The organism is Paenibacillus sp. WG02 (assembly GCF_055396115.1).
The window spans coordinates 6,163,767-6,186,580 of the sequence record NZ_AP036016.1 but is presented as its reverse complement, the minus strand read 5'-3'; the positions used below and the strand labels follow the sequence as shown (position 1 = coordinate 6,186,580).

At 43.8% G+C, this 22,814-nt stretch carries 19 protein-coding genes and 1 pseudogene; 15 read left to right on the top strand and 5 right to left on the bottom strand.

What is annotated here, in order from left to right; translation table 11 throughout:
* Positions 1-35 precede the first annotated feature (35 nt).
* Genes queD through ACBP55_RS27985 form a run of 5 tightly spaced genes read left to right on the top strand, consistent with a single transcriptional unit; the run spans position 36 to position 4,056 of the window.
* On the top strand, positions 36-509 hold the full coding sequence (queD, locus tag ACBP55_RS28005; protein WP_464646298.1) for a 6-carboxytetrahydropterin synthase QueD: 474 nt from the start codon (positions 36-38) through the stop codon (positions 507-509).
* On the top strand, positions 509-1,189 hold the full coding sequence (locus ACBP55_RS28000) for a 7-carboxy-7-deazaguanine synthase QueE (RefSeq protein WP_464646296.1): 681 nt from the start codon (positions 509-511) through the stop codon (positions 1,187-1,189). The genes queD and ACBP55_RS28000 overlap by 1 nt, the downstream gene beginning before the upstream one ends.
* 54 nt (positions 1,190-1,243) lie before the next feature.
* Positions 1,244-1,954, top strand: coding sequence for a 7-cyano-7-deazaguanine synthase QueC (gene queC / locus ACBP55_RS27995; RefSeq protein ID WP_464646294.1), 711 nt, complete (start codon positions 1,244-1,246; stop codon positions 1,952-1,954).
* 27 nt (positions 1,955-1,981) lie between these two features.
* Positions 1,982-2,659, top strand: a complete 678-nt coding sequence (locus ACBP55_RS27990) for a response regulator transcription factor (RefSeq protein WP_464646292.1) — start codon at positions 1,982-1,984, stop codon at positions 2,657-2,659.
* Positions 2,656-4,056 carry a sensor histidine kinase gene (locus ACBP55_RS27985; RefSeq protein WP_464646290.1) on the top strand — a complete coding sequence of 467 codons (1,401 nt, stop codon included), beginning with the start codon at positions 2,656-2,658 and terminating at the stop codon, positions 4,054-4,056. Before ACBP55_RS27990 ends, ACBP55_RS27985 begins: the two co-directional genes overlap by 4 nt.
* A gap of 86 nt (positions 4,057-4,142) precedes the next feature.
* On the opposite strand, the gene ACBP55_RS27980 is transcribed toward ACBP55_RS27985, so the two are convergent.
* Complete coding sequence (locus ACBP55_RS27980; protein ID WP_464646288.1) at positions 4,143-5,174, bottom strand: YheC/YheD family endospore coat-associated protein; 1,032 nt, start codon at positions 5,172-5,174, stop codon at positions 4,143-4,145.
* 204 nt (positions 5,175-5,378) lie between these two features.
* On the opposite strand from ACBP55_RS27980, the gene ACBP55_RS27975 reads away from it, so the two are divergent.
* The 4 genes from ACBP55_RS27975 to ACBP55_RS27960 all read left to right on the top strand — a co-directional run bounded on the left by ACBP55_RS27975 (position 5,379) and on the right by ACBP55_RS27960 (position 12,379).
* Positions 5,379-5,927 carry a collagen-like protein gene (locus ACBP55_RS27975; RefSeq protein ID WP_464646286.1) on the top strand — a complete coding sequence of 183 codons (549 nt, stop codon included), beginning with the start codon at positions 5,379-5,381 and terminating at the stop codon, positions 5,925-5,927.
* Between the two features lie 272 nt (positions 5,928-6,199).
* Positions 6,200-9,313 (top strand): efflux RND transporter permease subunit, encoded by a 3,114-nt coding sequence (locus ACBP55_RS27970; RefSeq protein ID WP_464646284.1) that lies wholly within the window; start codon positions 6,200-6,202, stop codon positions 9,311-9,313.
* 12 nt (positions 9,314-9,325) lie between these two features.
* The gene (locus ACBP55_RS27965) at positions 9,326-10,630 is read left to right on the top strand and encodes an efflux RND transporter periplasmic adaptor subunit (RefSeq protein WP_464646282.1); all 1,305 of its coding nucleotides are present in this window, start codon (positions 9,326-9,328) and stop codon (positions 10,628-10,630) included.
* Positions 10,631-10,666: 36 nt separating this feature from the next.
* Complete coding sequence (locus ACBP55_RS27960; protein ID WP_464646280.1) at positions 10,667-12,379, top strand: hypothetical protein; 1,713 nt, start codon at positions 10,667-10,669, stop codon at positions 12,377-12,379.
* Between the two features lie 72 nt (positions 12,380-12,451).
* Here ACBP55_RS27960 and ACBP55_RS27955 read toward each other — a convergent pair whose 3' ends face one another.
* Positions 12,452-13,351, bottom strand: coding sequence for an AraC family transcriptional regulator (locus ACBP55_RS27955; RefSeq protein ID WP_464646278.1), 900 nt, complete (start codon positions 13,349-13,351; stop codon positions 12,452-12,454).
* 171 nt (positions 13,352-13,522) lie between these two features.
* On the opposite strand from ACBP55_RS27955, the gene ACBP55_RS27950 reads away from it, so the two are divergent.
* The 3 genes from ACBP55_RS27950 to ACBP55_RS27940 all read left to right on the top strand — a co-directional run bounded on the left by ACBP55_RS27950 (position 13,523) and on the right by ACBP55_RS27940 (position 17,107).
* Positions 13,523-14,365, top strand: coding sequence for a sugar phosphate isomerase/epimerase family protein (locus tag ACBP55_RS27950; RefSeq protein WP_464646276.1), 843 nt, complete (start codon positions 13,523-13,525; stop codon positions 14,363-14,365).
* Positions 14,366-14,370: 5 nt separating this feature from the next.
* Complete coding sequence (locus tag ACBP55_RS27945; RefSeq protein WP_464646274.1) at positions 14,371-15,390, top strand: Gfo/Idh/MocA family protein; 1,020 nt, start codon at positions 14,371-14,373, stop codon at positions 15,388-15,390.
* A gap of 340 nt (positions 15,391-15,730) precedes the next feature.
* Positions 15,731-17,107 carry an MATE family efflux transporter gene (locus tag ACBP55_RS27940; protein ID WP_464646272.1) on the top strand — a complete coding sequence of 459 codons (1,377 nt, stop codon included), beginning with the start codon at positions 15,731-15,733 and terminating at the stop codon, positions 17,105-17,107.
* 180 nt (positions 17,108-17,287) lie between these two features.
* Here the strand turns inward: ACBP55_RS27940 and ACBP55_RS27935 are convergent.
* A pseudogene (locus ACBP55_RS27935) lies at positions 17,288-18,051 on the bottom strand (MerR family transcriptional regulator).
* A gap of 160 nt (positions 18,052-18,211) precedes the next feature.
* Between ACBP55_RS27935 and ACBP55_RS27930 the strand changes: the two are divergent.
* Positions 18,212-18,838, top strand: coding sequence for a LysE family transporter (locus tag ACBP55_RS27930; RefSeq protein WP_464646270.1), 627 nt, complete (start codon positions 18,212-18,214; stop codon positions 18,836-18,838).
* 2 nt (positions 18,839-18,840) lie between these two features.
* Here ACBP55_RS27930 and ACBP55_RS27925 read toward each other — a convergent pair whose 3' ends face one another.
* Together ACBP55_RS27925 and ACBP55_RS27920 are read right to left on the bottom strand one after the other, a co-directional pair.
* Complete coding sequence (locus ACBP55_RS27925) at positions 18,841-20,232, bottom strand: amino acid permease (protein WP_464646268.1); 1,392 nt, start codon at positions 20,230-20,232, stop codon at positions 18,841-18,843.
* Positions 20,233-20,308: 76 nt separating this feature from the next.
* Positions 20,309-20,602 carry a Rieske (2Fe-2S) protein gene (locus ACBP55_RS27920; RefSeq protein ID WP_464646266.1) on the bottom strand — a complete coding sequence of 98 codons (294 nt, stop codon included), beginning with the start codon at positions 20,600-20,602 and terminating at the stop codon, positions 20,309-20,311.
* Positions 20,603-20,691: 89 nt separating this feature from the next.
* Between ACBP55_RS27920 and ACBP55_RS27915 the strand changes: the two genes are divergently transcribed.
* Entirely contained in the window at positions 20,692-21,798 is a 1,107-nt protein-coding gene (locus tag ACBP55_RS27915; RefSeq protein WP_464646265.1) for a threonine aldolase family protein, read from the top strand.
* A gap of 75 nt (positions 21,799-21,873) precedes the next feature.
* A complete protein-coding gene (locus ACBP55_RS27910) occupies positions 21,874-22,779 on the top strand; it encodes an ATP-dependent DNA ligase (protein WP_464646263.1) in 906 nt (301 codons plus the stop codon).
* The last annotated feature ends 35 nt before the right edge of the window (positions 22,780-22,814 follow it).

Below are 22,814 nucleotides of genomic sequence, written 5' to 3'. Positions count from 1 at the left end.
AGTACTGTTTTTTTCATAATTATGAGGTGATAGATATGAGCTATGATATCCCCAGAGATGTGCAAATGTTGGGGCGTGACATCCAAGAGAACCAATTAAAATATCATCACAAGTCCGTTTTGATTTCCAAAGAATTTACGTTTGACAGTGCTCATCATTTGCATTGTTATGAAGGAAAATGTAAAAATCTACACGGCCATACCTATAGACTGCAAGTTATTATGCGCGGAAAAGTAGATAGCCGGGGGATCGCTATAGATTTTGGTGATATTAAACGTATTGCAAAAGAACGTGTCGTTGACCGATTGGACCATAAATATTTGAATGATGTGCTGCCCGCTATGAATACAACCGCTGAAAATATGGTCGTTTGGATGTATGAGGAAATTCATCAAGCTTTGCTTGAGGAACAACTTTATCCAGCGATCATGCTGGAAGAAATCCGGCTGTGGGAAACGCCGACGAGCTATGCGGCCATCACACGCTCGATGATGGAGGAGGATGTGTAATGCGAGATATCCGCATTCCAATGGTCGAGATCTTCGAGACGGTTGAAGGCGAAGGGACCCGTGCCGGGTTCCCGACGGTCTTCGTCCGTCTTTTTGGTTGCAACCTGCGCTGTACCTGGTGTGACACCAAGTACAGCTACCCGCCCGCGGAAGCGGAGAACGTCATGACCATTGCTGAAATTATCAGCAAGGTCCAGACGTACCGCTCCCGGCATATTTGCCTTACCGGCGGCGAGCCGCTCCTGTACGGCGAGAAGTCGCTCGCGTTAATCGACGCGCTCGCTGAGCTGGAGCAGGTCGATGACCTGCATATCGAGACGAACGGCGCGATCGATCTCGCACTGTTCGTAGAGCGTGTCGCATCGCCGAAGGTGCGATACATCATGGACTTTAAGCTGCCCGACTCTGGCGAGATGGGGCAGATGATCATAAGCAATCTCGCCCTGCTGCGCGAGCAGGACGAGCTGAAGTTCGTCATCGGCAGCGAGCACGATTTCCGCACCGCGGTGGAAGTGCTGGAGCAGCACCCGACGAAGGCGCTGCCGATGTTCAGCCCGGTGTGGGAGACCATGCCGCCGCGAAAACTCGTCGAGCTGATGCTTGACGCAGGGTTGTCCAAGGTGAAGCTGAACATGCAGCTGCATAAGATCATTTGGGATCCAGCAATGCGCGGCGTCTAAGCGCGTGACTACTTATTTATCTATTTTTCACTAGAAGAAAAAGAGGTGTTTATAATGAGCGCAAGCAAAGATAATAAGAAAAGAGCCGTCATCATTCTAAGTGGCGGATTAGATAGTACAACATGCATGGGAATTGCCAAAGAAGCGGGATACGAGCTATATCCGATTTCTTTTGACTATGGTCAGCGCCATAAGATCGAAATCGAGAATGCCAAGCAAGTTGCAGAGCATTACGGAGTCGGTCATCGTCATAAAATCATCAAGCTTGAATTCTTACGCGATTTCGGAGGCAGCGCTCTAACAGACGATAGCATCGATGTTCCGAATGTTGTGGATGGTTTGACTGAAGGAGCCGAGGAAATTCCAGTTACTTATGTACCGGGTCGCAACTTGCTTTTCCTCTCGATTTCGACCTCTTACGCTGAAGTGACCGGATCAGAAGCTATTTATATCGGAGTGAATGCCCTCGATTACAGTGGATATCCGGATTGCCGTCCGGAATTCATTCATAAAGTGGAAGAAGTGATTGCTCTTGCGACCAAGGTCGGTGTTGAAGGGAAAGGAATCACGATTGAAACACCACTCATTGATTGGACCAAGGCACGAATTGTGCAAGAAGGTTTGAAGATCGGCGTTCCTTACGAGCTAACCACGTCTTGTTACAATGGTAAAGCGGAAGCTTGCGGGGTTTGTGACAGCTGCCGGTTACGGTTGAAAGGTTTTGAAGAAGCGGGTTCAAAAGATCCAATACCTTATTTAGCTTAAGTTCCCGCAAGAAAGGCGGAGCGTTTCGTGACCAGAATCATGGTGGTGGATGATGACGCAGATATCAGAGAGTTGATTCGCGTTTATTTGGCCAAAGAAGGCTTAGTGGTTATACAGGCAAACAATGGACGAGAAGCGCTCAGAATGCTTGAAACAACTCCGGCGGATTTAGTCGTATTGGATGTCATGATGCCATTGATGGACGGCTGGGAACTTTGTCGCGAATTAAGGGCGCAATATGCGGACTTGCCTCTTCTTATGGTGACAGCCAAAAGCGAGTCGGTCCACAAGGTGAAAGGTTTTCAGCTTGGCACGGATGACTATCTTGTGAAGCCTTTTGACCCCGTGGAGCTGGTGATGCGTGTCAAAGCTTTGCTGAAGCGCTATCGAATCAACACGTCTCAGACGATCACACTCGGAAATGTGATGATTGATCGGACAGCATTTGAGGTGCGGTTGCAGGATCAACGCTTGGCACTTCCTTTAAAAGAGTTCGAGCTCCTCTATAAGCTTGCTAGTTATCCGGCACAAATCTTCACCCGTACGCAGCTTATTGAGCAGATCTGGGGTATCGATTATGAAGGTGATGACCGAACGGTTGATGTTCATATTAAACGTTTGCGTGAGCGGTTCGAACCGCTGACGGAGGAGTTCCGGATTACGACCATTCGCGGACTTGGGTACAGGCTCGAGGTAAATACATGATTAAGATAAAGTCGCTTTATCTGCGCGTTGTACTGACATTTCTGGCTATCGTTGTGGTTAGTTTGTTAGTCGCCTTTTGGCTGGCAACTTTCTTTTTCATGAATAGGATTGCGATGGATAATCAAACGGAGATGTTGGCGAAAAGCCGGCAAATTGTAAAACTGATTGAAGATGTACAGCCGAGTAATCTTGATTCATTTGTGGCTGGGAGCAATCGCCTAAATGAGAATTACATTTTTACTTTATTTAACGCAAACGGCGAGACTGCTACAGAAATTTCTAAGGATAAAAAAGGGAAGCCTCGTATTTTAGCATCGGAAGTAGACTTTGTTTTACATGGCAACATGTATAAAAGCCTAGACTATGGCATACCTAAAGATCCCATAAATCAGATAAAGGTAGGGATACCGCTCCGTGTAGGTGATACGACATATGCTCTTTTCATTCATCAAAACATCTCCGAAGCAGCCCGGCGTCAAGGGCAGACAGCCATCATTACTGTACTCCTCATCGTACTCATTGTAGGCAGCTTGCTCATTCTCGTCGCCTCTCGCTATCTAGTAAATCCACTAAAGAAGTTGACGCTGGCTACAGAACGATTAGCTCGAGGGAACTTCAATGTTCATGTTTCTGTGAAGCAAAAGGATGAACTAGGGCAGCTAGCTCAAAGTTTTAATCATATGGCTGGCGAACTGAAACAGCTGGAGCAGATGCGGCAAGACTTTGTTTCGAACGTTTCCCATGAAATCCAGTCCCCTCTTACGTCGATTCGAGGCTTTTCCAAGGCACTAAGGGGTTCAGAAATTGATGAGGCGGAGCGTGGACGTTACTTGGAAATCATTGAACGCGAGAGTGAGCGGTTAGCTCGCCTCAGTGATAATTTATTGAAGCTGGCCTCTCTGGAATCGGAGCATCATCCTTTTCACCCAACCACATACGATTTGGATGAACAGCTGCGTAGAATTGTTGTATTTTATGAACCCCAGTGGTCCAGTAAGCAATTGGAGCTTGATTTGGAGCTCCCTCGAGTGAAAGTTACCGCGGATGCAGACCAATTAAGTCAGGTATGGATGAATCTTCTTGGGAACGCAATCAAGTTCACACCTGTAAAAGGGACGATACACATTCAGTTGGAACCTCTCAATGACCGGATTCGCATTCGCATTCAAGATAGTGGGATAGGAATCGCTGCATCTGATCAAGAACGGATATTTGAACGATTTTATAAGGCGGATGCGTCTAGACATCGCGAGACAGGTGGAAGCGGTTTGGGACTTGCGATTGTACGGAAAATTGTTGAACTTCACCATGGTACTATTGAACTGCAGAGTGAGATTGATATAGGAACGTTGTTTACCGTTACGATACCGATTCTGATATATCCAACTAAAAAATAAGAGGACAGCATGCGTTTATGCTGTCCTTTTCCTATTTAAGATGTAACCCTGCCAAGCTGTAACCCATATATTAGTTTAACTGCAAATCATTTTTTTTGTAAAAAGTGAGCATATTCTAATGGGCGTTTATAGACGCTATCGCGCTTATCTATCTCATCATACAGTTCTTTTTGTGGCTTTCCGTTCACTTCAATGATCCAAAGATATCCGGCGCTGTCCAGCATAAGGTCAACACTAAGTTCACCTAAATGGCAGTGGGTACCCATTTCTATGATTTCCGCGGCTCTTAAGCTTATGTCGTAAATTGAGCGAATGATGGCATCAACTTTATCAGGAGGATACAATTGTTTAAGTGCTTTTTCGGATAGACAAACCTTCTCGCATATGCTTGTGTTAAAGCAACCTTTATGAGCTAATCGACTGACAACATTAGTGGCTGACCATTGACCTCGCTTATTTTTTTGTGCGAGTACTCGGATATCGAAAACTTGTTCGTTCAGTGGTTGAATATCAACGCCTTTTTGAATGATGTAAGGAGTCGAACCCACAAGCTTATCGATACTTACTTGGAGTTGTAGGGAGTCTTCTACTATGATTTTAGGAGAAAAATGATGCTCTCCAATGTGAATCTCCTTCGAATCTTTCACTTCTACTCGATAAACACTTTTCCCTTTATTTCCATAGCAAGGTTTAACGTATAGGACCTTATGAGTATCTAGAAAGCGCAAAACATTTTCCTTGTCGTACAGGATAGTTTCCGGTAAATATTGTGCGAGCCATTGGCTTAAATGAATATGAACCTCGTGTTTATTAAATTGGTTGATATGATTGAAGCATTTGTTACTGCCGATTATGGTACCTAAACGTTCGATAATTTGAGGATTAAAACGGTAACAACGGTTGTAAACAACATCGGGGAAAGGAAATTTGCTTAGAAGCCATTTTCGGTTTATTCGATGTATGCCGGTAATGCTATTCCGTTTCCAATCAATATCAGCCGGGGTAAAACAGAATAATTTCATATTGGTCGTATTACAATTCAGATATTTTTGCAGGGCATACTTTCTTTCATACTGGTTAGCAACCATGATACCGACTAAACCGCTTCCTTTGTCCATCTTTTTCCTCCTTATTGCTGTAAAGAAAGTCCTATACAGAATATGTTAGGAAATTGGAAGTGTATGGACAAGAATACAATTGAACAGAAAATGTGCGTATTTTGTTACTTTGGAAAATAAAATGGACTTTAGGGTACATTAGCCCAGCCAAAACGCCGTTAGGTGAATAACTTGATTTTGACATCAAATAAGGAGTGATTGTATATGGGTAGAATACCTGGTCCTCCAGGACCTCCAGGACCGCAAGGACCGCAAGGGCCACAAGGGCCACAAGGGCCACAAGGACCGCAAGGGCCAGCTGGTGGGATTTCTTCATTTGCTTTCCTTTGCAGCACAGTGGAACAAAACATTGCTGCTGCATCAGTCCCCGGCGGGCAAGGTGGAGCCGTCTCTTTCAATGATTCTCTTATCAACGGTACGGCCATTTCATTCACGGCTCCGCAAACGATCAATATCCTTGAGACTGGCACCTATAATATTAGTTGGGAAGTGTTCCCTACACAAGGTAATAATGCGTTTGGACTGTTTTTTGATCCAGCTGGTCCTACTCCAGCTAACTTGGTACTTTGCAGCAATTATGGCACAAACGCAGGAAACCAACCTTACCAAGGTCAGGTCGTTACTCAATTAACAGCAGGAGGTACGTTAACTCTGAATCGGATTGATAATATGGGTAATTTGGTATTGCAAAACGCTATTGGCGGAGGTACACCTGTAGTGAGCGCATCCATTGTAATTGAAAAGTTAGCATAATGTCATATAAATAAGCATTAGACAACCATGATTAGCGGTTGGTTGTCTAATGCGTTCCCGAGTTTTATCTCCCGAAATTTGGCGGAAATTACCATGTACAAATGCCGATAATATACATAAGTAAGTCCAAGTATTTCTTATTGAGAGGTCACCAATAGTCCCCGTGTTTTCAACGGAGATGATTGGTGACCTTCTTTTTTTTGGTTTGTTCATATTGGGTTCATATTCAGAATGTATCTTTAACGTAATCAGTTGATGAGGGGAGTACAGGAATGAATCGATTAACACAGTTTTCCATGAAAAATGTCTCGGCATTATTCATTATCATGATCATGCTTTTTGTTGGCGGATTTTATTCATCCACGCAGCTTAAAGTAGAGAACATGCCCAACGTTTCTTTTCCGGTAGTTGCTGTAACAACTACCTATACAGGAGCGCCTAAGGATGTCATGGATGAGATTACAGCTCCGATTGAAGAAAAGCTAGCGAATATTGAAGACTTGGATTCCATGTCTTCAACTTCGAGTGATAATTTCTCCACGATTATCATTATGTTCAAACAAAATGTAGATATTGACAAGAAAAAACAGGCCGTTCAAGACATGCTGGCTCAAGTTTCACTTCCAGCAACGGCAGGTGCGCCTAAAGCCTCCACATTTGGTGCGGCATCATTCCCTTCGAATTACTTAGTCGCTTATGCGAAGGACGGGGTAAGTCAAACAGAGCTAGACAAATCTTTTAAAGATAAAATCAAGCCAGGTCTTGAAGGAATTAAAGGGATCGACCACATGAACGTTATTGGTTCCAGAAGCACATCGCTCGATATTGAGCTGGATGCTGCTGCGCTTGATGTTTATGGATTGTCACCGGCTCTAGTGAGTAATGCGATTAATTCCGCCGCGACGAAGAGTCCGATCGGCAGTGTAGAAATTAGCGGCAACAATAAGATGACTCGTGTCACTGGCAATTTATCAAGCTTGTACGATTTGGAGCAAGTCGAAATCACTACACCTAAAGGAGATATCGTAACACTAGCTCAAGTCTCCAAGGTAAAGGCGATAACGGAATCTAACTTCAATGGCAGACTGGATGGAAAACCTGCTATTGGTATGATTTTGTATAAAGCAGGCAGTGCTAATGCGGTTGATTTCTCAGGATCCATCGAGAAGCAGATTCATGAGTGGGAGACGACCCTACCCAATATTACGTTCAAAAACACCTACGATAGTGCAGATCAAATTAAAACATCAATTGCAGGACTTGTACGTGAAGGCGTTGTAGGGGCAGTACTGGCTTCCTTGATGATTCTCATATTCCTCCGGAATATAAGGATGACACTCATTGTTCTCGTCTCGATTCCACTTTCCATTTTGATCACCTTATTATTAATGTCGCAGTTAAATTTAACGCTTAATACGATGACACTCGGTGGTATCTTTATCGCAGTAGGTCGCGTAGTCGATGATTCCATCGTAGTTATCGAGAACATATATGCTTCACTGGAAAAAGCCCAGGAACGCAAAGAATCCGTCATCGCTTTAGCGACAAAGCAAGTTTCGATGGCTATTACGTCCTCAACATTGGCAACTGTAGGGGTCTTTGCTCCACTAGCTTTGGTAACGGGTGTTGTAGGAGGGTTCTTTAGACCCTTTGCCTTAACAATTGCATGTGCACTTCTATCTTCCTTAATAGTAGCTTTAACGGTTATTCCGATGCTGGCTAAATTGCTCGTTCTTCGCAGCAAACCGGGTAAGGGACATCATGACGAATCAAAGCCAACCAAATTAACAACATTCTACGAAAAGGCTTTGACGTGGAGTTTGAAAAATCGCATAAAAACATTGTTAATTTCAGGACTTTTGCTTGTAGTCACCATTGCGGCGACAGTACCTTTCCTATCGGTTTCGTTCTTGCCTAGCTCGAAGCCTTCGACAACAATGTACTTCCAGTTAAAAATGCCGTATGCGACTTCTTTTGAGGCTACAGATGCGAAAACGAAAGAAATTGAAGCTGTATTGCTGGATACGAAAGATTCCAATGGCGAACCTGTGTTCAAATTCGTTGAAGCTTTGGTGGGTTACGCAGGCAAAGATGATGAACGGACGCCTTATGCTTCACAGATTTTTGTCCAAGTGAATGATAAGGTCAATCCGAATCAAGTGAAAGACCAAATGAAAGCTTATATTCTCTCTGAACTGCCGAACGGATCTGAAGTAGAACCTAAATCCATGGAAGGTGATTTCGGTGTTTCATCGACTGACTTTGCCTATACCCTGCAAGGGGAGGATCAGCTTCAATTAGAGAAAGCGGCCGGTTTGGTTAAAGAGAAGTTAAATACTTTTACAGAGCTTAGTGAAATTGGGGATAACCTGAGTGATGCCAAAACAGAAATAGAAATTGCTGTGGATCAGAAAAAAGCGAGAGCATATGGATTAAGCTCATCGACTGTACGTGATACTGCACGTGCATGGATTCAAAAGCAAAAACTAGGAGACATGAAATTCGATAATATCGTTTATACAACAACGGTATCGTTAGATAAGTCGGACAAAGATACACTAGAAAAACTAGGTAATATCCCTTTGACCGGATCGAATGGTTCAAAGGTTTTATTGAAGGAAGTAGCTAAGGTCACTGAAACGAAAGGTGCTGCTTCACTTGCACGTGAGAAACAGCAGCAGCTTGTGAAAGTGACTGCAAAAATCAATTCAGCAGATAAAACAGGCGTCAGTGCCAAGCTTAGCGCGGCTTTGAAAGATATACAGCTGCCTGAAGGCGTTACACCCAAAATCAGTGGTGTTTCGGATGATGTGAATGATAGCTTCAAGCAGTTATTCATCGCGATGGCTGCCGCTATATTCGTGGTTTACTTGATTATGGTTTTGGCCTTTGGAAACGCAAGTGCACCATTCGCGATCTTGTTCTCTCTACCGCTTGCCGTTATTGGGGGGCTTCTCGGACTAGTCATAGCCAGAGAGCCGTTAACCGTAACCTCGATGATTGGTTTCCTCATGCTTATTGGGATCGTAGTGACGAATGCGATTGTATTAATCGATCGTGCACAACAGCTGCGCGAAGATGGATACACGGTACGCCATGCTCTAATTGAAGCAGGGAAAGTAAGACTTCGTCCTATTATTATGACCGCTGGTGCTACGATTATGGCATTGGTACCTCTTGCGCTCGGTATTTCTGGCGAAGGCGGATTAATCGGTAAAGGGCTGGGAGTAGTCGTTATCGGCGGTTTGATTACTTCTACAATATTGACACTAGTTGTCGTACCCATTGTGTACGAATTGATTGAAAGTATTAAGAACCGTATGAGCCGATTGTTCAATCGTAAAAAAGGGAACGAAAAAACAACAATCAGTACGTTAGATGTATAAGGAGGCACTTCGATGATTAACGATAGTTCGCGAAAACGAAAATTCAAATCCCGTTCGATGGGGGTGATTGTTTTATTGACCGCAGCAGCGGTCTTGGCATCAGCCTGTTCAGCTCCAGGCGCAAAAGGGGCTGCAACGGTACAGTTAGCACCAAAGGCAATTAAAACCGATGTTATAAAGAAGCAGAAAATTAGCAATCCAATCGAACAAGTTGCTGATGTAGCAGCAGGAATGACACTTGATGTAGTATCGAAAGCGAATGGTGAAGTTACCGAGGTACTGAAAAAACGAGGAGAGTATGTTGAGAAAGGTGAAGTTCTCTTCGTAATCGATAGTAAAGATGCCTTATCGGCCAAAAGGAAAAGCGAGCTTTCTGTCAGAAGTGCCCAAGAATCCTTGCAGCAAGCAAAGGATAATAAAGTTAATAACCGGAAGGATCTGGCGGACAATGTAACTAGATCGCAAACGGCACTCAAGAATGCTGAGCAAGAATACAACAAAGTTCGAAATGAATATGATGCAGGCATTGCCGTTCAGCATCAGGTGGATCAATCCAAACAAGCCTTGGATAGCGCTAAGATGAATCTAGATGCTGCACAGTCAAAGCTTTCAGCTTTTGATAACTCCGATTCGATATCGACTATTCAAACGCAGGCAGAGTCCGCAAGTCTAGCCTTAGAAGATGCGAATCGTTCTTTAGAGAACTATCAGGTTAAGGCTCCAGGCAACGGCATTCTTACCGATTTCAACGTAGTGGTTGGGCAAACCGTAGCTGCGGCGGCAGGAAAAGTCGGGCAAGTCCAACAGATTGATCCGATCAAAATCAAAACCGAGCTTACGGAAACGAATTTCCTACTTGTAAAAGGAAAACAAGAACTTATTTATTATAATCCCGATTCGCCTGATAAAAAAGGAACAGCTAAAATTAGCTACTTGGCACCTATTATGAGTGCTGCGACAAAAACGTACACGTTAGAGTTGGAAGTTCCCAATAGCGATCATCAACTGCAGCCAGGCAGCCGATTCATGGTTCAGCTAACGACTGAAACGGAAGAACAAGTGGTTGCTGTTCCTTCCTTAAGTGTCATTCGTGAAGAGTCCGATACCTTCGTCTTTGTTCAACAAGGTGATCAATATCAGAAACGGAAAGTGAAATTGGGACGCATCAACGGAGAGTATCAGGAAGTGATTGATGGAGTCAAAGACGGCGAGAAATTAGTTACTGCCGGGCAGAACACTCTGAAAGACGGACAAAAAGTAGACACTGCAAGTGCTAGCGTACAACCTCAAGCGACAACAACACCAGCAGCCAAATAGACATCAGCGAAACTTCACAATAAGGAGAGTACTTACATGAAAAACAAACCATGGAAATATAGTCTAACAGCTATCATGCTTGGAGCAATGATCGTTCAAGGAGGCACGGCCGTATGGGCGGCCGACTCGACGACCCCTAGTGTCTCTGCACCGACTGTCAATTACGGATTGACACCTGATATACGTGCCGCGATTAAAAGTGCAGCGGTGACGCCAACCGCGTCAGGTTCGCAACTTGCGGTTACGGTTCGCTTATATAACGGAGGCGCCGTGCAGAACAGAGTTCCCGAGCACGAGCTTCGTGTTCAAACTGCTAGCGGCGTTTCGTATACATTGAAACCAAGTGCGGGCAATAAAGAAGCTCTACAGCCTAAAGAAATTGGCGAGCTCGTGTACATGACTTCCGTTGATAGCAAGGAAATTGGTCAAATTGAGCAATTATCCTTCGTCAATGTGGATATCTATTCCTATCCAAAGGTGGAAACTACACTGCTTGCAATGCCAACGAAATCCGTGTGGTATGGCGGTACGGGAAACACTGCTCTGCAGAACCTCGAAAACTTAGCATGGGGTCAGGCATTCACCATTCCTGGGGTTAACTCAGGGCTGACGTATTCACCCGTCGAAGTTTCTATGCAAAATACGGCGTCAGGCCGCGTGGCTGTTGTGACGGTATTAGCTAGTAATCCCGGAGCGGGGCGGGAAACCGTTCCTGCTTTCCGAATGGACGCACAGTCCGAACTGAAGAGCTATGAAGGCAAACGTTCCGAAGTGGATCCGGTGACCCTGGAGGCAGGCGAAAAGAAATACATTCATTTCGCGATTCCCGTGGAAAATGGGGTGAGTTTGTCTAATCTTCTCGTTTTATCGACGGATACGTTTGTACCCAAAGGTGGAGGTCAAGCCACCACGTTAGCAACAGGCAAACTAGCTATCGCATGGCCGAAAGAGCAAGGGAATTCGGCTGCAGTGCCATACACAATTGGACAACCGATCGCATTTGATGCTTTGACCAAAGTTGTTGATAAGTCAACAGAAGTGTCGCTGATGGAGCTTCATCTGCATGAGAATCCAGGTGAAGGCTACCAAACTGCTGTAGCTAAGTTCAAATTAACGAATACGAGTACAACACCTACTGCTACTCCTGCTTTCCTATCGGAATTGGTCAACGCACAGGGTGTCACTTATCAAGGTTCCCGTCAAACGAATGTAACGACGATGCTAAACCCTGGATTAAGTTACGTGGTTAGCTACTCATACATTGTGCCGCAAACCGAAGATAGCACAAGCTTCTCGTTAAAGCTGCTCGATTCCGTTGCTGCAGCACCTTTCACAACAACGATTGCAGCTCTGCAAACGGATGTACAGAAGGAAGAAACAGATTCTACGATATCCTTGTATCCGTTTGATCTGAAGTTCAATGATGTGTCAGTGACCACTCAGACGACTGCTCAATTGATGTATACGTACAAGTTCCGACTTGATCTCGACATTAAACAGAAAGAAAATGTCGTGGTTGACAACAATTTCTCGAAATTGAAATTTGAAATTGTGGATAGCGCCGGACGTGTTGTCGGTTCTAAGGACGCTTCTTTCACAGGAGTAAATAAACTAATCAGCGGGAAACAGATGCTGGACGCCACGAATATTACAACCGATCAATTCAGCTATCCTTTCACTGTTAACGTGTATGAAACAATCGAAACGCCAAATGGAACGGCTAAGCGCTTATTGAAAGTAATCAAATAAGGGCCAGTTGAACGAAAAAAGAGAAGGCAAGGATATTCTTGCTTTCTCTTTTTTACGTTTTCTTTCGAATCGCTAAAGACGAGCTTTAACGGACCTGGCATAGTCGGAAGGCGGCATGCCAACCGTTTTCTTGAAATCTCTTGAGAAATAGTGAATGCTGGCGTACCCCAACATAGCTGCAATCTCTGTAAAATTATATCGGCCATCTCTAATATAAGTTTTGGCTTGTTCAATTTTGAGAGACTTGAAGGCTTCCAAGACGCCTGTCTGCATCTGGGATTGGAACAGCTCCTTCAATCGGCTTTTGCCCAAGTGAAACGTTTGGCATAAATGGTCTTGGGTAAAAGACTGTGAAAGATTGGCTTTCAAATAGTCCATGATTTGCTGAACAATTCGTTGTTCGGCTTTTTCTTTTTGAAGGGATGATTGTTTGTATTTCATCGAATCTTGTGTGGAAGCTTGCGCTTGATTCCGAATGAGTGTGATTAACAAAAGCTCTAAATAGGATTTGATCATTTGTTCGCTGGCAAAAGGCGCATGCGGACTTCTTTCCAAATGATGAACGGTTGGTTTATCAAAAGGAGGCAGGAACGCCTGAAACCCTTCTTGGATAATGAGGGACAGGATATTTCTTTCCCGGTCTCCTAAAGACAGAATCTTTTTCTCGAAAATAGTCATGGCTGGAGACGTACATTCGAAGCAGATGACGATAAGGTTTGGCGGTGTATGCTCGTGTTTCACGCTAACCGTATGGAATTCCTCGGGTTTGTGAAAGATCATATTCCCTTGATGAAGGGTATGAATGTGATCATCGGCTCGAACTTCAACTTCCCCTTTGTCCACGTAAAGGATTTCCCAGAAGTCATGCTGTTCTCCGTCAAATACAAATCCTTTGGCATACTCAAAATAATGAAAGGAAAAGAGGGTTTGTATGGTAAGTGATTCCTGTAGTTGTATACTTGGGAAATCCATGCTGCTCGTCCTCTCTCAGGGTGGATCTTGTTCCAATCTATATTTTAATTCTCATTTTAATCTCATTTTACCATATCCGTTTTTGCAAAAGTGCAAATAAATCGGCTTTTTGGATAAATCTTATCGAATGTGTCTCACTTATAATAGAAGGAAGAGACGGAGGAGATAACAGTGAAAAAAGGGATCAATATTTGGTCATTTCCAGGCTCCATGAAGGTAGAACAATGCATATCTGTTGCCAAGGAAGCCGGATTCGACGGCATTGAGCTGGCTCTAAATGAGACTGGCCAACTAAGCTTGGAGAGTACTGAAAGCGAAATCAAGGAATACCGTAAAATTGCGGATGATCAGGGCATTGCGCTTTCGAGCTTAGCCAGTGGACTGTACTGGACATATTCTTTAACAAGTGGACATGCACAAACGCGTCAGAAAGCGAAAGATATCGTCAAGAAACAATTGGAGAACGCTGCTATTTTAGGTGTTGATACGATATTGGTTGTACCAGGTGCTGTTGGCGTTGATTTCATTCCGGATTCTGAAGTGGTTCCTTATGATCAAGCCTATGATTACGCTTTGGAAGCCTTTAATGAGCTTTCCGATGTTGCTCAATCATTGAAGGTTTCCATTGGTATAGAAAATGTATGGAACAAATTTTTACTGTCGCCGCTTGAAATGAGAGACTTTATCGATAAAATCAATTCGCCATATGTGGGCGCTTACTTTGACGTAGGGAATGTCTTATTTGCCGGTTATCCGGAGCATTGGATTTCCATTTTAAATAAACGTATCAAAAAAGTCCATTTCAAAGATTACCGCCGCGCCGCAGGAGGTTTGCATGGTTTTGTTGACCTGCTAGCCGGTGATGTCAATTATCCAGAGGTTATGAAAGCCCTTCAAGCAATCGGGTATGACGATTATGTCATTGCCGAAATGATTCCAGGTTACACGCATCATGGCGAACAGATTATTTATAATACATCGGGTGCTATGGACGCCATCCTAGGGAGGAAGTAATCAACATGCTAAGAATCGGGTTAATTGGGTTAGGGTTTATGGGCAGGACTCATCTGGAGAATTACGTTCGCCTGGAGTCCGAAGGAGTTCCTATTCAAGTTGTAGCTTTGTGCGATATTGACAATGAGAAGCTCGAAGGCCGAGCGGCTGCAGGCAACATCGATACGGGTTCATCTGGTATTGATTTCGGCCGCTACAATAAATATACAAGTGTGACTGAAATGCTTGAGAAGGAACAGCTTGATTACGTGGATCTTGCACTTCCTACTTTTCTACACCGTGACATAGCGGTTCAATGTTTGAATCAGGGTCTTCATGTTTTGTGTGAAAAACCGATGGCGCTGAATGCTGCGGAATGCAAAGATATGATTCAGGCAGCCGAGGCGAATGGCAAGCAGCTGATGATAGGTCAATGCTTGAGATTCTGGCCAGCTTATGTTTACCTGAAGCAGGTTGTTGAGGAGAAAACGTTTGGAAATGCACTAGGTGGTTATTTCTACCGCGGGGGAGCAACACCAACTTGGGGACCATGGCTAACACAAAAGGAGAAAAGCGGCGGAGCACTCCTAGATATGCACGTTCATGATATTGACATGATACATTGGTTGTTCGGGAAGCCAGAATCCGTATCCTGTTTGGCACGTAATGTCGTTCCCGGCAGCGGATATGATGTGGTTTCTGCGAACTATCTGTATGAAGATGGCAAAGTCATCAATGCTCAAGCGGATTGGACGCTTGAAGGAGATTACGGCTTCGATATGCAGTTCCGAGTTAATTTTGAAAAAGGCAATGTCGTTTTCAAAGATAATTCCCTACAAGTCAATGTGAATGATGGAAAAGGCTTCAGTCCTGAACTATCAGCGGAAATGGGCTACTATAACGAACTTAAATATTTTATTGAGACGCTGCTTTCAGGTGAAAGTATTTCCACAGCGACTCCATCCAGTACGATGGGAAGCATTGAAATTGCTGAGGCTGAAATCGAATCTGCGGACAACCGTGGAGCATGGGTTAGCGTGAAGTAGCTTGCAGTGTAGAAAAACCTTGGAAAACGGAGCCGATTTCCAAGGTTTTTTTCTAGCTTTTATTTGCCAGCATGTTTGTTTGCATCATCAATGCCGTTGTTACTGTTGTTTTTATTCTTATTGCTGTTTTTACCTTTGTTTTGTGGATTGTTTTGACTTTTTTGTTGATTCGACATTAGCCCACGTCCTTTGGTTGTATTTTAAAACCTTCATTATTGTGAGCAGTCCAACGCTTCTTATTCATTGATTTTATGATGGGAGTAAGTAGCATTTGACTGCAATCGCTTACGTATCCTACACTAAAATCATTTGAAATGAGAAAGTGTAGGGATTGAAGGACATGGAATCGATAGCATCTTGGAAAAAGCTTGGACTATTCGCGGTCACATGGCCGATATTCGTTGACTCCGTGCTGCGAATGATGCTGGGAACGGCAGATGTGTTTATGCTCAGTCTGATCTCGGATAAAGTGACTGGAGCCGTTGGCTTAGCCAATGAAATCATCGTTTTCTGCATTCTGATGTTTGGCTTCGTTGGGATTGGAACGAGTGTTGCAGTCGCGCAAAATCTTGGCGCTGGCAGGGCGAAAGAAGCGAGCCGCATTTCAGCTCTCGCGATTACGATTAATTTGATCTTCGGAATTTTGATTAGTATTGTGTTGGTTGCCTTTGGTGAGCCGCTGATGCGGTTAATGAATTTGGCGCCCGAACAGGTACTGATCGCTAAAAGATATTTAAATATCATTGGCGCTTTTATATGGATTGAGGCGTTATCCTATGCCATTTCATCTGTGCTTCGCTCCAATGGTCAGACTAGAGACGTCATGTTTGTTACGTTGGGTGTGAACCTGATCCATGTAGCAGGCAACAGCCTTCTTATCTTTGGAAACCTTGGTTTTCCCGAATGGGGAGTTACTGGTGCCGCGGTATCCACGGTAGTAAGCCGCCTTATTGGGCTTATTGTTCTGATTGTCATCTTATATCGCCGTATTCCCGTACCGATTCGTTTGAAGGACTATGTCACATTCGATAAACGTATTGTGAAGCAAATCATGAGTATTGGCATCCCGTCAGCCGGCGAGCACTTGTCATGGCAGTCTCAACATATGATGATTGTCAGTTTTATAAATATCATCGGTCAAGCGGCTTTGAGTACGCATATCTACTTGATGAATATCACCAACTATTTCATGGCGCTAGCTATGGCAATTGGAATGGGGACAGAAATCATTGTAGGTCATATGGTGGGTGCTGGGGCATTCAAGGCAGCCTATCATAAATTAATTCGAAGCTTGCGAATTAGTCTTCTGGTGACCTTTGTCGTTGTGGGAATTGCTTCTATTTTCCGCAAGGATCTGATAGGACTTTTCACCGACAATCCAGAAATTATTGCGATGGGTTCCAGCATTTTAATACTCTCTGTTATTTTAGAGCCTGGCCGGACATTCAATCTAGTTGTCATTAACTCCCTTCGGGCTGCTGGAGATGCTAGATTTCCCGTCTTTATGGGGATTCTATCCATGTGGGGGATCGCAGTGCCGCTTGCGTATTGGCTTGGCATTGTCATGAAAATGGGTCTGTTAGGCGTTTGGGTAGCATTTGCGGCGGATGAATGGGTTAGAGGTCTACTCATGTATCTACGGTGGAAGAGCCGTGTATGGCAAAGTAAGGCCCTCGTGAAGCCTACTGCAGGAACGGTAGGAACAGTCGCCAAGTAAGAATGCAATAGAATGCAAAGAAGCACGGGACCCTTAAGGGTTCTGTGCTTCTTTAGATAGAGTAGTGACATGGGCGTAGCAGCTGGCGACTGGTACAATCCTAGTATATTCAGTTTCTTGTAAAAGAATTGGATGTTTAACTGATATAGTAGAAATAATGCTAGTGTCCCATTCCAAAGATTATTTCTTGAAACCTGTATAAATGTGGATGGCATCTCTCAGAAACTCAGCGGTACCGGGCTGTTTTTCATCATAATAAGCCTTGAACCGTTCGTCATCCACATACATTTGGGCTAGACCAGCATGCGCTTCTTTACTATATTCGTTCCAATAATAGCTTAGCCACTGCTTATGCAAACCCGCGGCGGCTTGAGCCAGATCGCTGGCAGGATCCCCATGTTTGAAAGCTTCCGCCAATGCAGCAATGACTTCACTTTCCAATCGAGTTACCTCGTCATGCTGTTCTTGTGTCATGTTTTTGATTTTTGGTTGGACTTATCTACGGTATCATCGCCATACTTCTCGCGGATTTCTTTCCCGTATTTATCCTCGTTATCATCGATCATCTTTTGCTTGAAGCCTTCAAATTTCTCGGTATCTGTCATGGTTATTCTCCCTTCGGTAAAAGCAATTGTTTTTTCAACATTTGCAATCAGGACATCTAATTGTTTTCTTTTGTCGAGGAGTTGTTCATGGTGCTCTTTCAGGGCAATGGCTCCATTAAAGGAAGGGGCAGTCACAATTTCTTTAATACTGTCCAGACTGACGCCAAGTTCTCTGTAGAACAGAATTTGTTGTAACCTGCCCACTTCCGCTAAACCATAGATTCGGTATCCAGACGAATTGATTCTCGCCGGCTTAAGAAGGTCAATTTCATCATAATATCGAAGCGTTCTGGTGCTGACCCCAGCCAATTTACCCAGATGCTGCACGGTGTATTCCATCTGTTCACCTCCTGACAACATAACTGTACAGCTTTACGTAGCGTGAATGTCAAATGCTTTTTTGAAATTTAATTCTGCTGGTAATACAAGCCATATTCTAGGAATAGGATGATACAGGCCTTGAAGCATGTACATACAAACCAATGAATGGGTGAGGAAAATGTATACGATTCTTAGTTTTTTTCTCTTGGGATTATCGTTGTCGGCACCTATTGGTCCCATAAATGCAGCCATGCTCGACAAAGGGATTAAGCAAGGTTTTCTTCATGCTTGGGTAGTAGGAATTGGAGCGATGATTGCTGATGCGCTGTTAATGATACTCATTTATTTCGGACTTGTTCATTTTCTGACAACACCTTTTATGAAAACGTTCCTCTGGTTATTTGGTTGTTTCATTTTGCTCTACTCGGGTATCGAAAGTTTGAATGGTGCAAGGAAAATAAAGGGAGAGGGTTATAGGAACGTAGAGAAGCTAACGAAATCGGTTTTCTCCGGTTTTATCATGGCTATTACGAGTCCTTTATCCATCCTCTTTTGGCTTGGTATCTATGGGTCGGTTTTAGCAGAAACGATCGCGGAATTCGATAGAAATCATGTATTATTATATACGGGGGCTATGTTCTTAGGGATTTGTATGTGGGATGCTTTTATGGCGTCGTTAGCCAGTACATTTCGAAGATTTCTCACTTCACGCTCCCTATCGATCATATCCATCGCATCAGGCTTATCCCTGATCGTCTTTGGGTTGCATTTTGGGATAAAAGCCTTCGAGGCCCTCTTTGGATAACGCTAGGTCGCTCCTTCGCGATTATCAGGTTTGGGCTTTGGCAGCTTCATAGTATTGTAAGATGCTTCGTGGACATTCTTATTCCATTTGATTCGCATGCCCAAAGTAAGCAAGCCTATGATCCCGACAAAAAGGAGACTAATCCAGAATCCGGGTCGGCTCGTTTCATGAAAGATTGTACCCGTGATAGCTGTAAGGATTAAAACCATGCCCAGATATCGTTTGAAATTTCCCCATTTGGTTAACTGTAATAACCGACCAGATGATAGCAGGATGAAGAGCCAGTTCAAGAGCAGCATAATCCCGGCGGCTGTTGTTACATATTCAAAGAGCTCATCTGGCAGTAAGAGTGCCATCAGCACAGCTACAGTTATACCCCCACTCGTAAAACCGATGGCGAATAGAGGCATCCGCCTTTTCCCTGTTGTTGTTCTGGCAAATATCGAGGGGGCATCGTGATCTTGGGCTAACGTAATAAGGATCGTTGTCACCGCAAATAAAGAAGCAACCATGGTAGAAAATCCAGCAACAATGAGGATCGCATTAAACGCATGCGGGACAAAAGGGAGATTGTAACTTCCCAAAGCAACCTGAAACGGACTTTCATTTCCCTGAATGGCATTTAAGGGGATCAAGGTTAAAGCAAGAATAAGAGAAGCGATATAAATCGTTGTTAAAAGAAGGATCATGACATTTCCTGCTTTAGGCGCCTCTTCGGGTCGCTTCAATCTTGCAGCCATTAAGCCCATGATTTCAATACCGCCAAAGGCGTAAAAAGCATAAATAAAAGAAGACCAAGCGCCCATTAATCCAGCTGGCAAAAAGGTATCTTTGGCCGCCCGTAATCTCGGTTGATGAGCTCCACCCGTGATAAATCCTAAGACAGCGGCCCCTGCTATTAGGAGAAACATGACGATGGCGGATACTTTGATGATGGCAAAAATATGCTCTGTGCGCTCGAATGCTTTCGTCCCAAGCAAGATAACACCCAACCCTATTAAGGCATAGACCGTTGCAAAAACCCACATGGGTATCGTTGGAAACCAGAATCGGGTAAAGAGGGACAAAGCTGTTAATTGACTGCCCATAATTAAGAGCTCAGAGCTCCAATATACCCATCCGCTGCTGAAGCCTGCCCAGCGTCCAAATGCTTTTTTGGCATAGGCTCTAAAAGATCCTCGCTGCGGGTCCGCTTCCGTCATTCGGGCCAAAACATCAAAGACAATATAAGTGCCAAAGGCTGCGAGAATGAACATGATGATAACGGATCCACCGCCCATGCTGATAGCTATCCCGGAGCCTAAGAAGTAACCGGTACCAATCGTGCACGCAACGCCAAGCAAGGACAACTGCCACCACTTCATTGTTCCTGACTTGTCACCTTTTGTGGACATAAAGCCTCCTAATGCCGTTCGTCTAGAAATAACAGCTGTTAGTATAGCTTGTCCATTGGTAAAATATACTTAGAGATTAACCCATCTGAGCTACTAGAGTGCCGTCTCTTAGTATGACCTCGTAGGAGTTGAGTCTAGCGCTCGGCACATTATGGCAACGCCCCGTATGTACTTCAAACGTCCATCCATGCAGCGGACACACAAGCTCTCCATCTTCAAGGTCAACCGTGAAGCCGGCATGAGGGCAAACACTGGACATTAGGGTGTATATCCCATCCATTTCCGTAAGGAAGTACAAGCTATCTTCGACTTGGACCTCTGCCGGAAATACTGTAAATTGTTCTTTTGTTCCAATTAGGATTTCTTTCATGGTTATTCTCCTTTTCAAACAGGTTAGTTTGATTATAAGGCACGACTGTTGTTCCACCAAGCGAAAAATGACAAAGGAGGATGATATTAATGAGCAAGAACAATCCCTTATTAGAAGCGTTTAATCAAACTATTTATCCAGTAGGCGGCCATAGTAAAAGAAACATTCAGGTTTTGAAAGAGGTATTGAATGAGATAGATGGGAATCTGGACAGTGATATTTATGGTTCAGGTAAACTTATCGAAAATTTCCAAGAAGAAATGGCGGCGTATCTAGGTAAAGAAACAGCCGTATTTTTCCCTAGTGGAACCATGGCGCAGCAAATTGCTTTAAGAATTTGGTGTGACAGGAAGGATATTAAAAAAGTGGCTTATCATCCTTTGAGTCATTTGGAAATTCATGAAGAAGACGGGTTAAAAGAATTGCATCAGATTGAAACGATTTTGCTTGGAGATAAAGACAGACTCATTCGACTAGAAGATGTTCTTCACATGCAAAATGATATTGCTTGTTTATTAATAGAATTACCGCAACGTGAAATTGGCGGGCAGTTGCCGGACTACGAGGAGCTTGTTGCCATCTGTACCTATTGTCGTGAAAAAGGGATTAGATTGCATCTTGACGGAGCCAGACTGTACGAGATTCTACCTTATTATCAAAAGACAGCAGCAGAGATTTGTGAGCTTTTTGATAGTGTGTATATCTCTTTTTACAAAGGAATTGGCGGAGTCGCTGGAGCCATACTTGCAGGGGATGAAGCTTTTACAAAAGAGTCCAAAGTGTGGAAAAGACGACACGGAGGCGATTTAATAAGCCTTTATCCGTATATCCTCAGTGCCAGCTATTATTTTAAACAGAGATTACCTAAAATGAATCAGTATTATGAAGAAGCCAAAATGCTTGCTGGTTTCTATAATCAATGCCATGGCATTACGACTAAACCTGTTGAACCTGTGACTAACATGTTTCATGTGCAAGTTGATTTGCCGAAAGAGAAGCTTGAACCTATATTAGTAGCTTTGTATGAGGAGACGGGTATGGGTTTAACCCACTATGTAAAAGAGAGCAGCGAGACAACTTGTTGTTATGAAGTAAGTATCGGTGATCGCTTTGCCCATATACCCAAAGATGAGCTTAGGAAAGCATTCCAGCTGCTGGATGTGAAAATGAGAGAAGCAGCCGCTTGGAGCGAATAATACTTAACCCTCGCCAATGATAGCTGTTTAGATCATATACGAAAGTGCCACACTGGTGTTATGGGGTGGTTAGAAATGCTCTTTGAGCCAATAAAACCAATGATTGTCAGTATCGGTAAAGAAGCTTTTGATGATGAGAATTATATATTTGAACCCAAATGGGACGGATGGCGAATCCTCATACATAAGCAGGGGGATCGTATTGAAGCTTTAACACGTAACGGCATGTTGGTTTCCAGCAAATTTCCGGAATTAAAGGAAGCAGCAGCGGCAATCAGGGCACATACAGCGATTTTTGACTGTGAGGGGATCGTTTTACGCGGCGGCAGACCGGTATTCGATGATTTTTCTTATCGCGGCCGGTTGAGTGTTTCTGCAAGGATTAATCGCGCCGTAAACACACATCCCGTAACATTCGTAGTATTTGATGTCCTTTACACGAATAGAGATCACTTGGATGAATCATTGATTGAGCGAAAACAGCGGCTAGCCGATATTGTCGACTCTACATCTGTTATCATGCCTACTATGCACGTAGGAGGACAAGGTAAGGCGCTATTTGAGCTAATGAGAGAACGGAATATGGAAGGCATTGTAGCGAAGCGGAAGGATTCCAAATATCAACTGGATACCAAGAGTGACGACTGGTTGAAAATTAAATATTTTAAATCGATTGACGTTATTATTTTAGGCTATAGAACGAATCCATTCGGTCTTGTGATCGGCTTGAATTTCAGAACGGTGAAGAATAAGCCTGTTGGTGTCGTTGAATTTGGTTTTCTAACCGAAGATAAACAAATGTTTTTGATGTTAGCTAAGCAATTGAACACATTCATGGAAGACAAAACGCAGTGGATCGAACCGCGCTTGTGCTGCCGGATTGACTATTTGGATCGAACCGACACGCATCAATTAAGGACTACGGTGTTTCGTGGTTTTTTGCCGGATAAGAAGCCTGAGGCTTGTAAATGGGAATCTTAAAGCTAAATGCCCGCTGACAGCAGCGGGCATTTCAT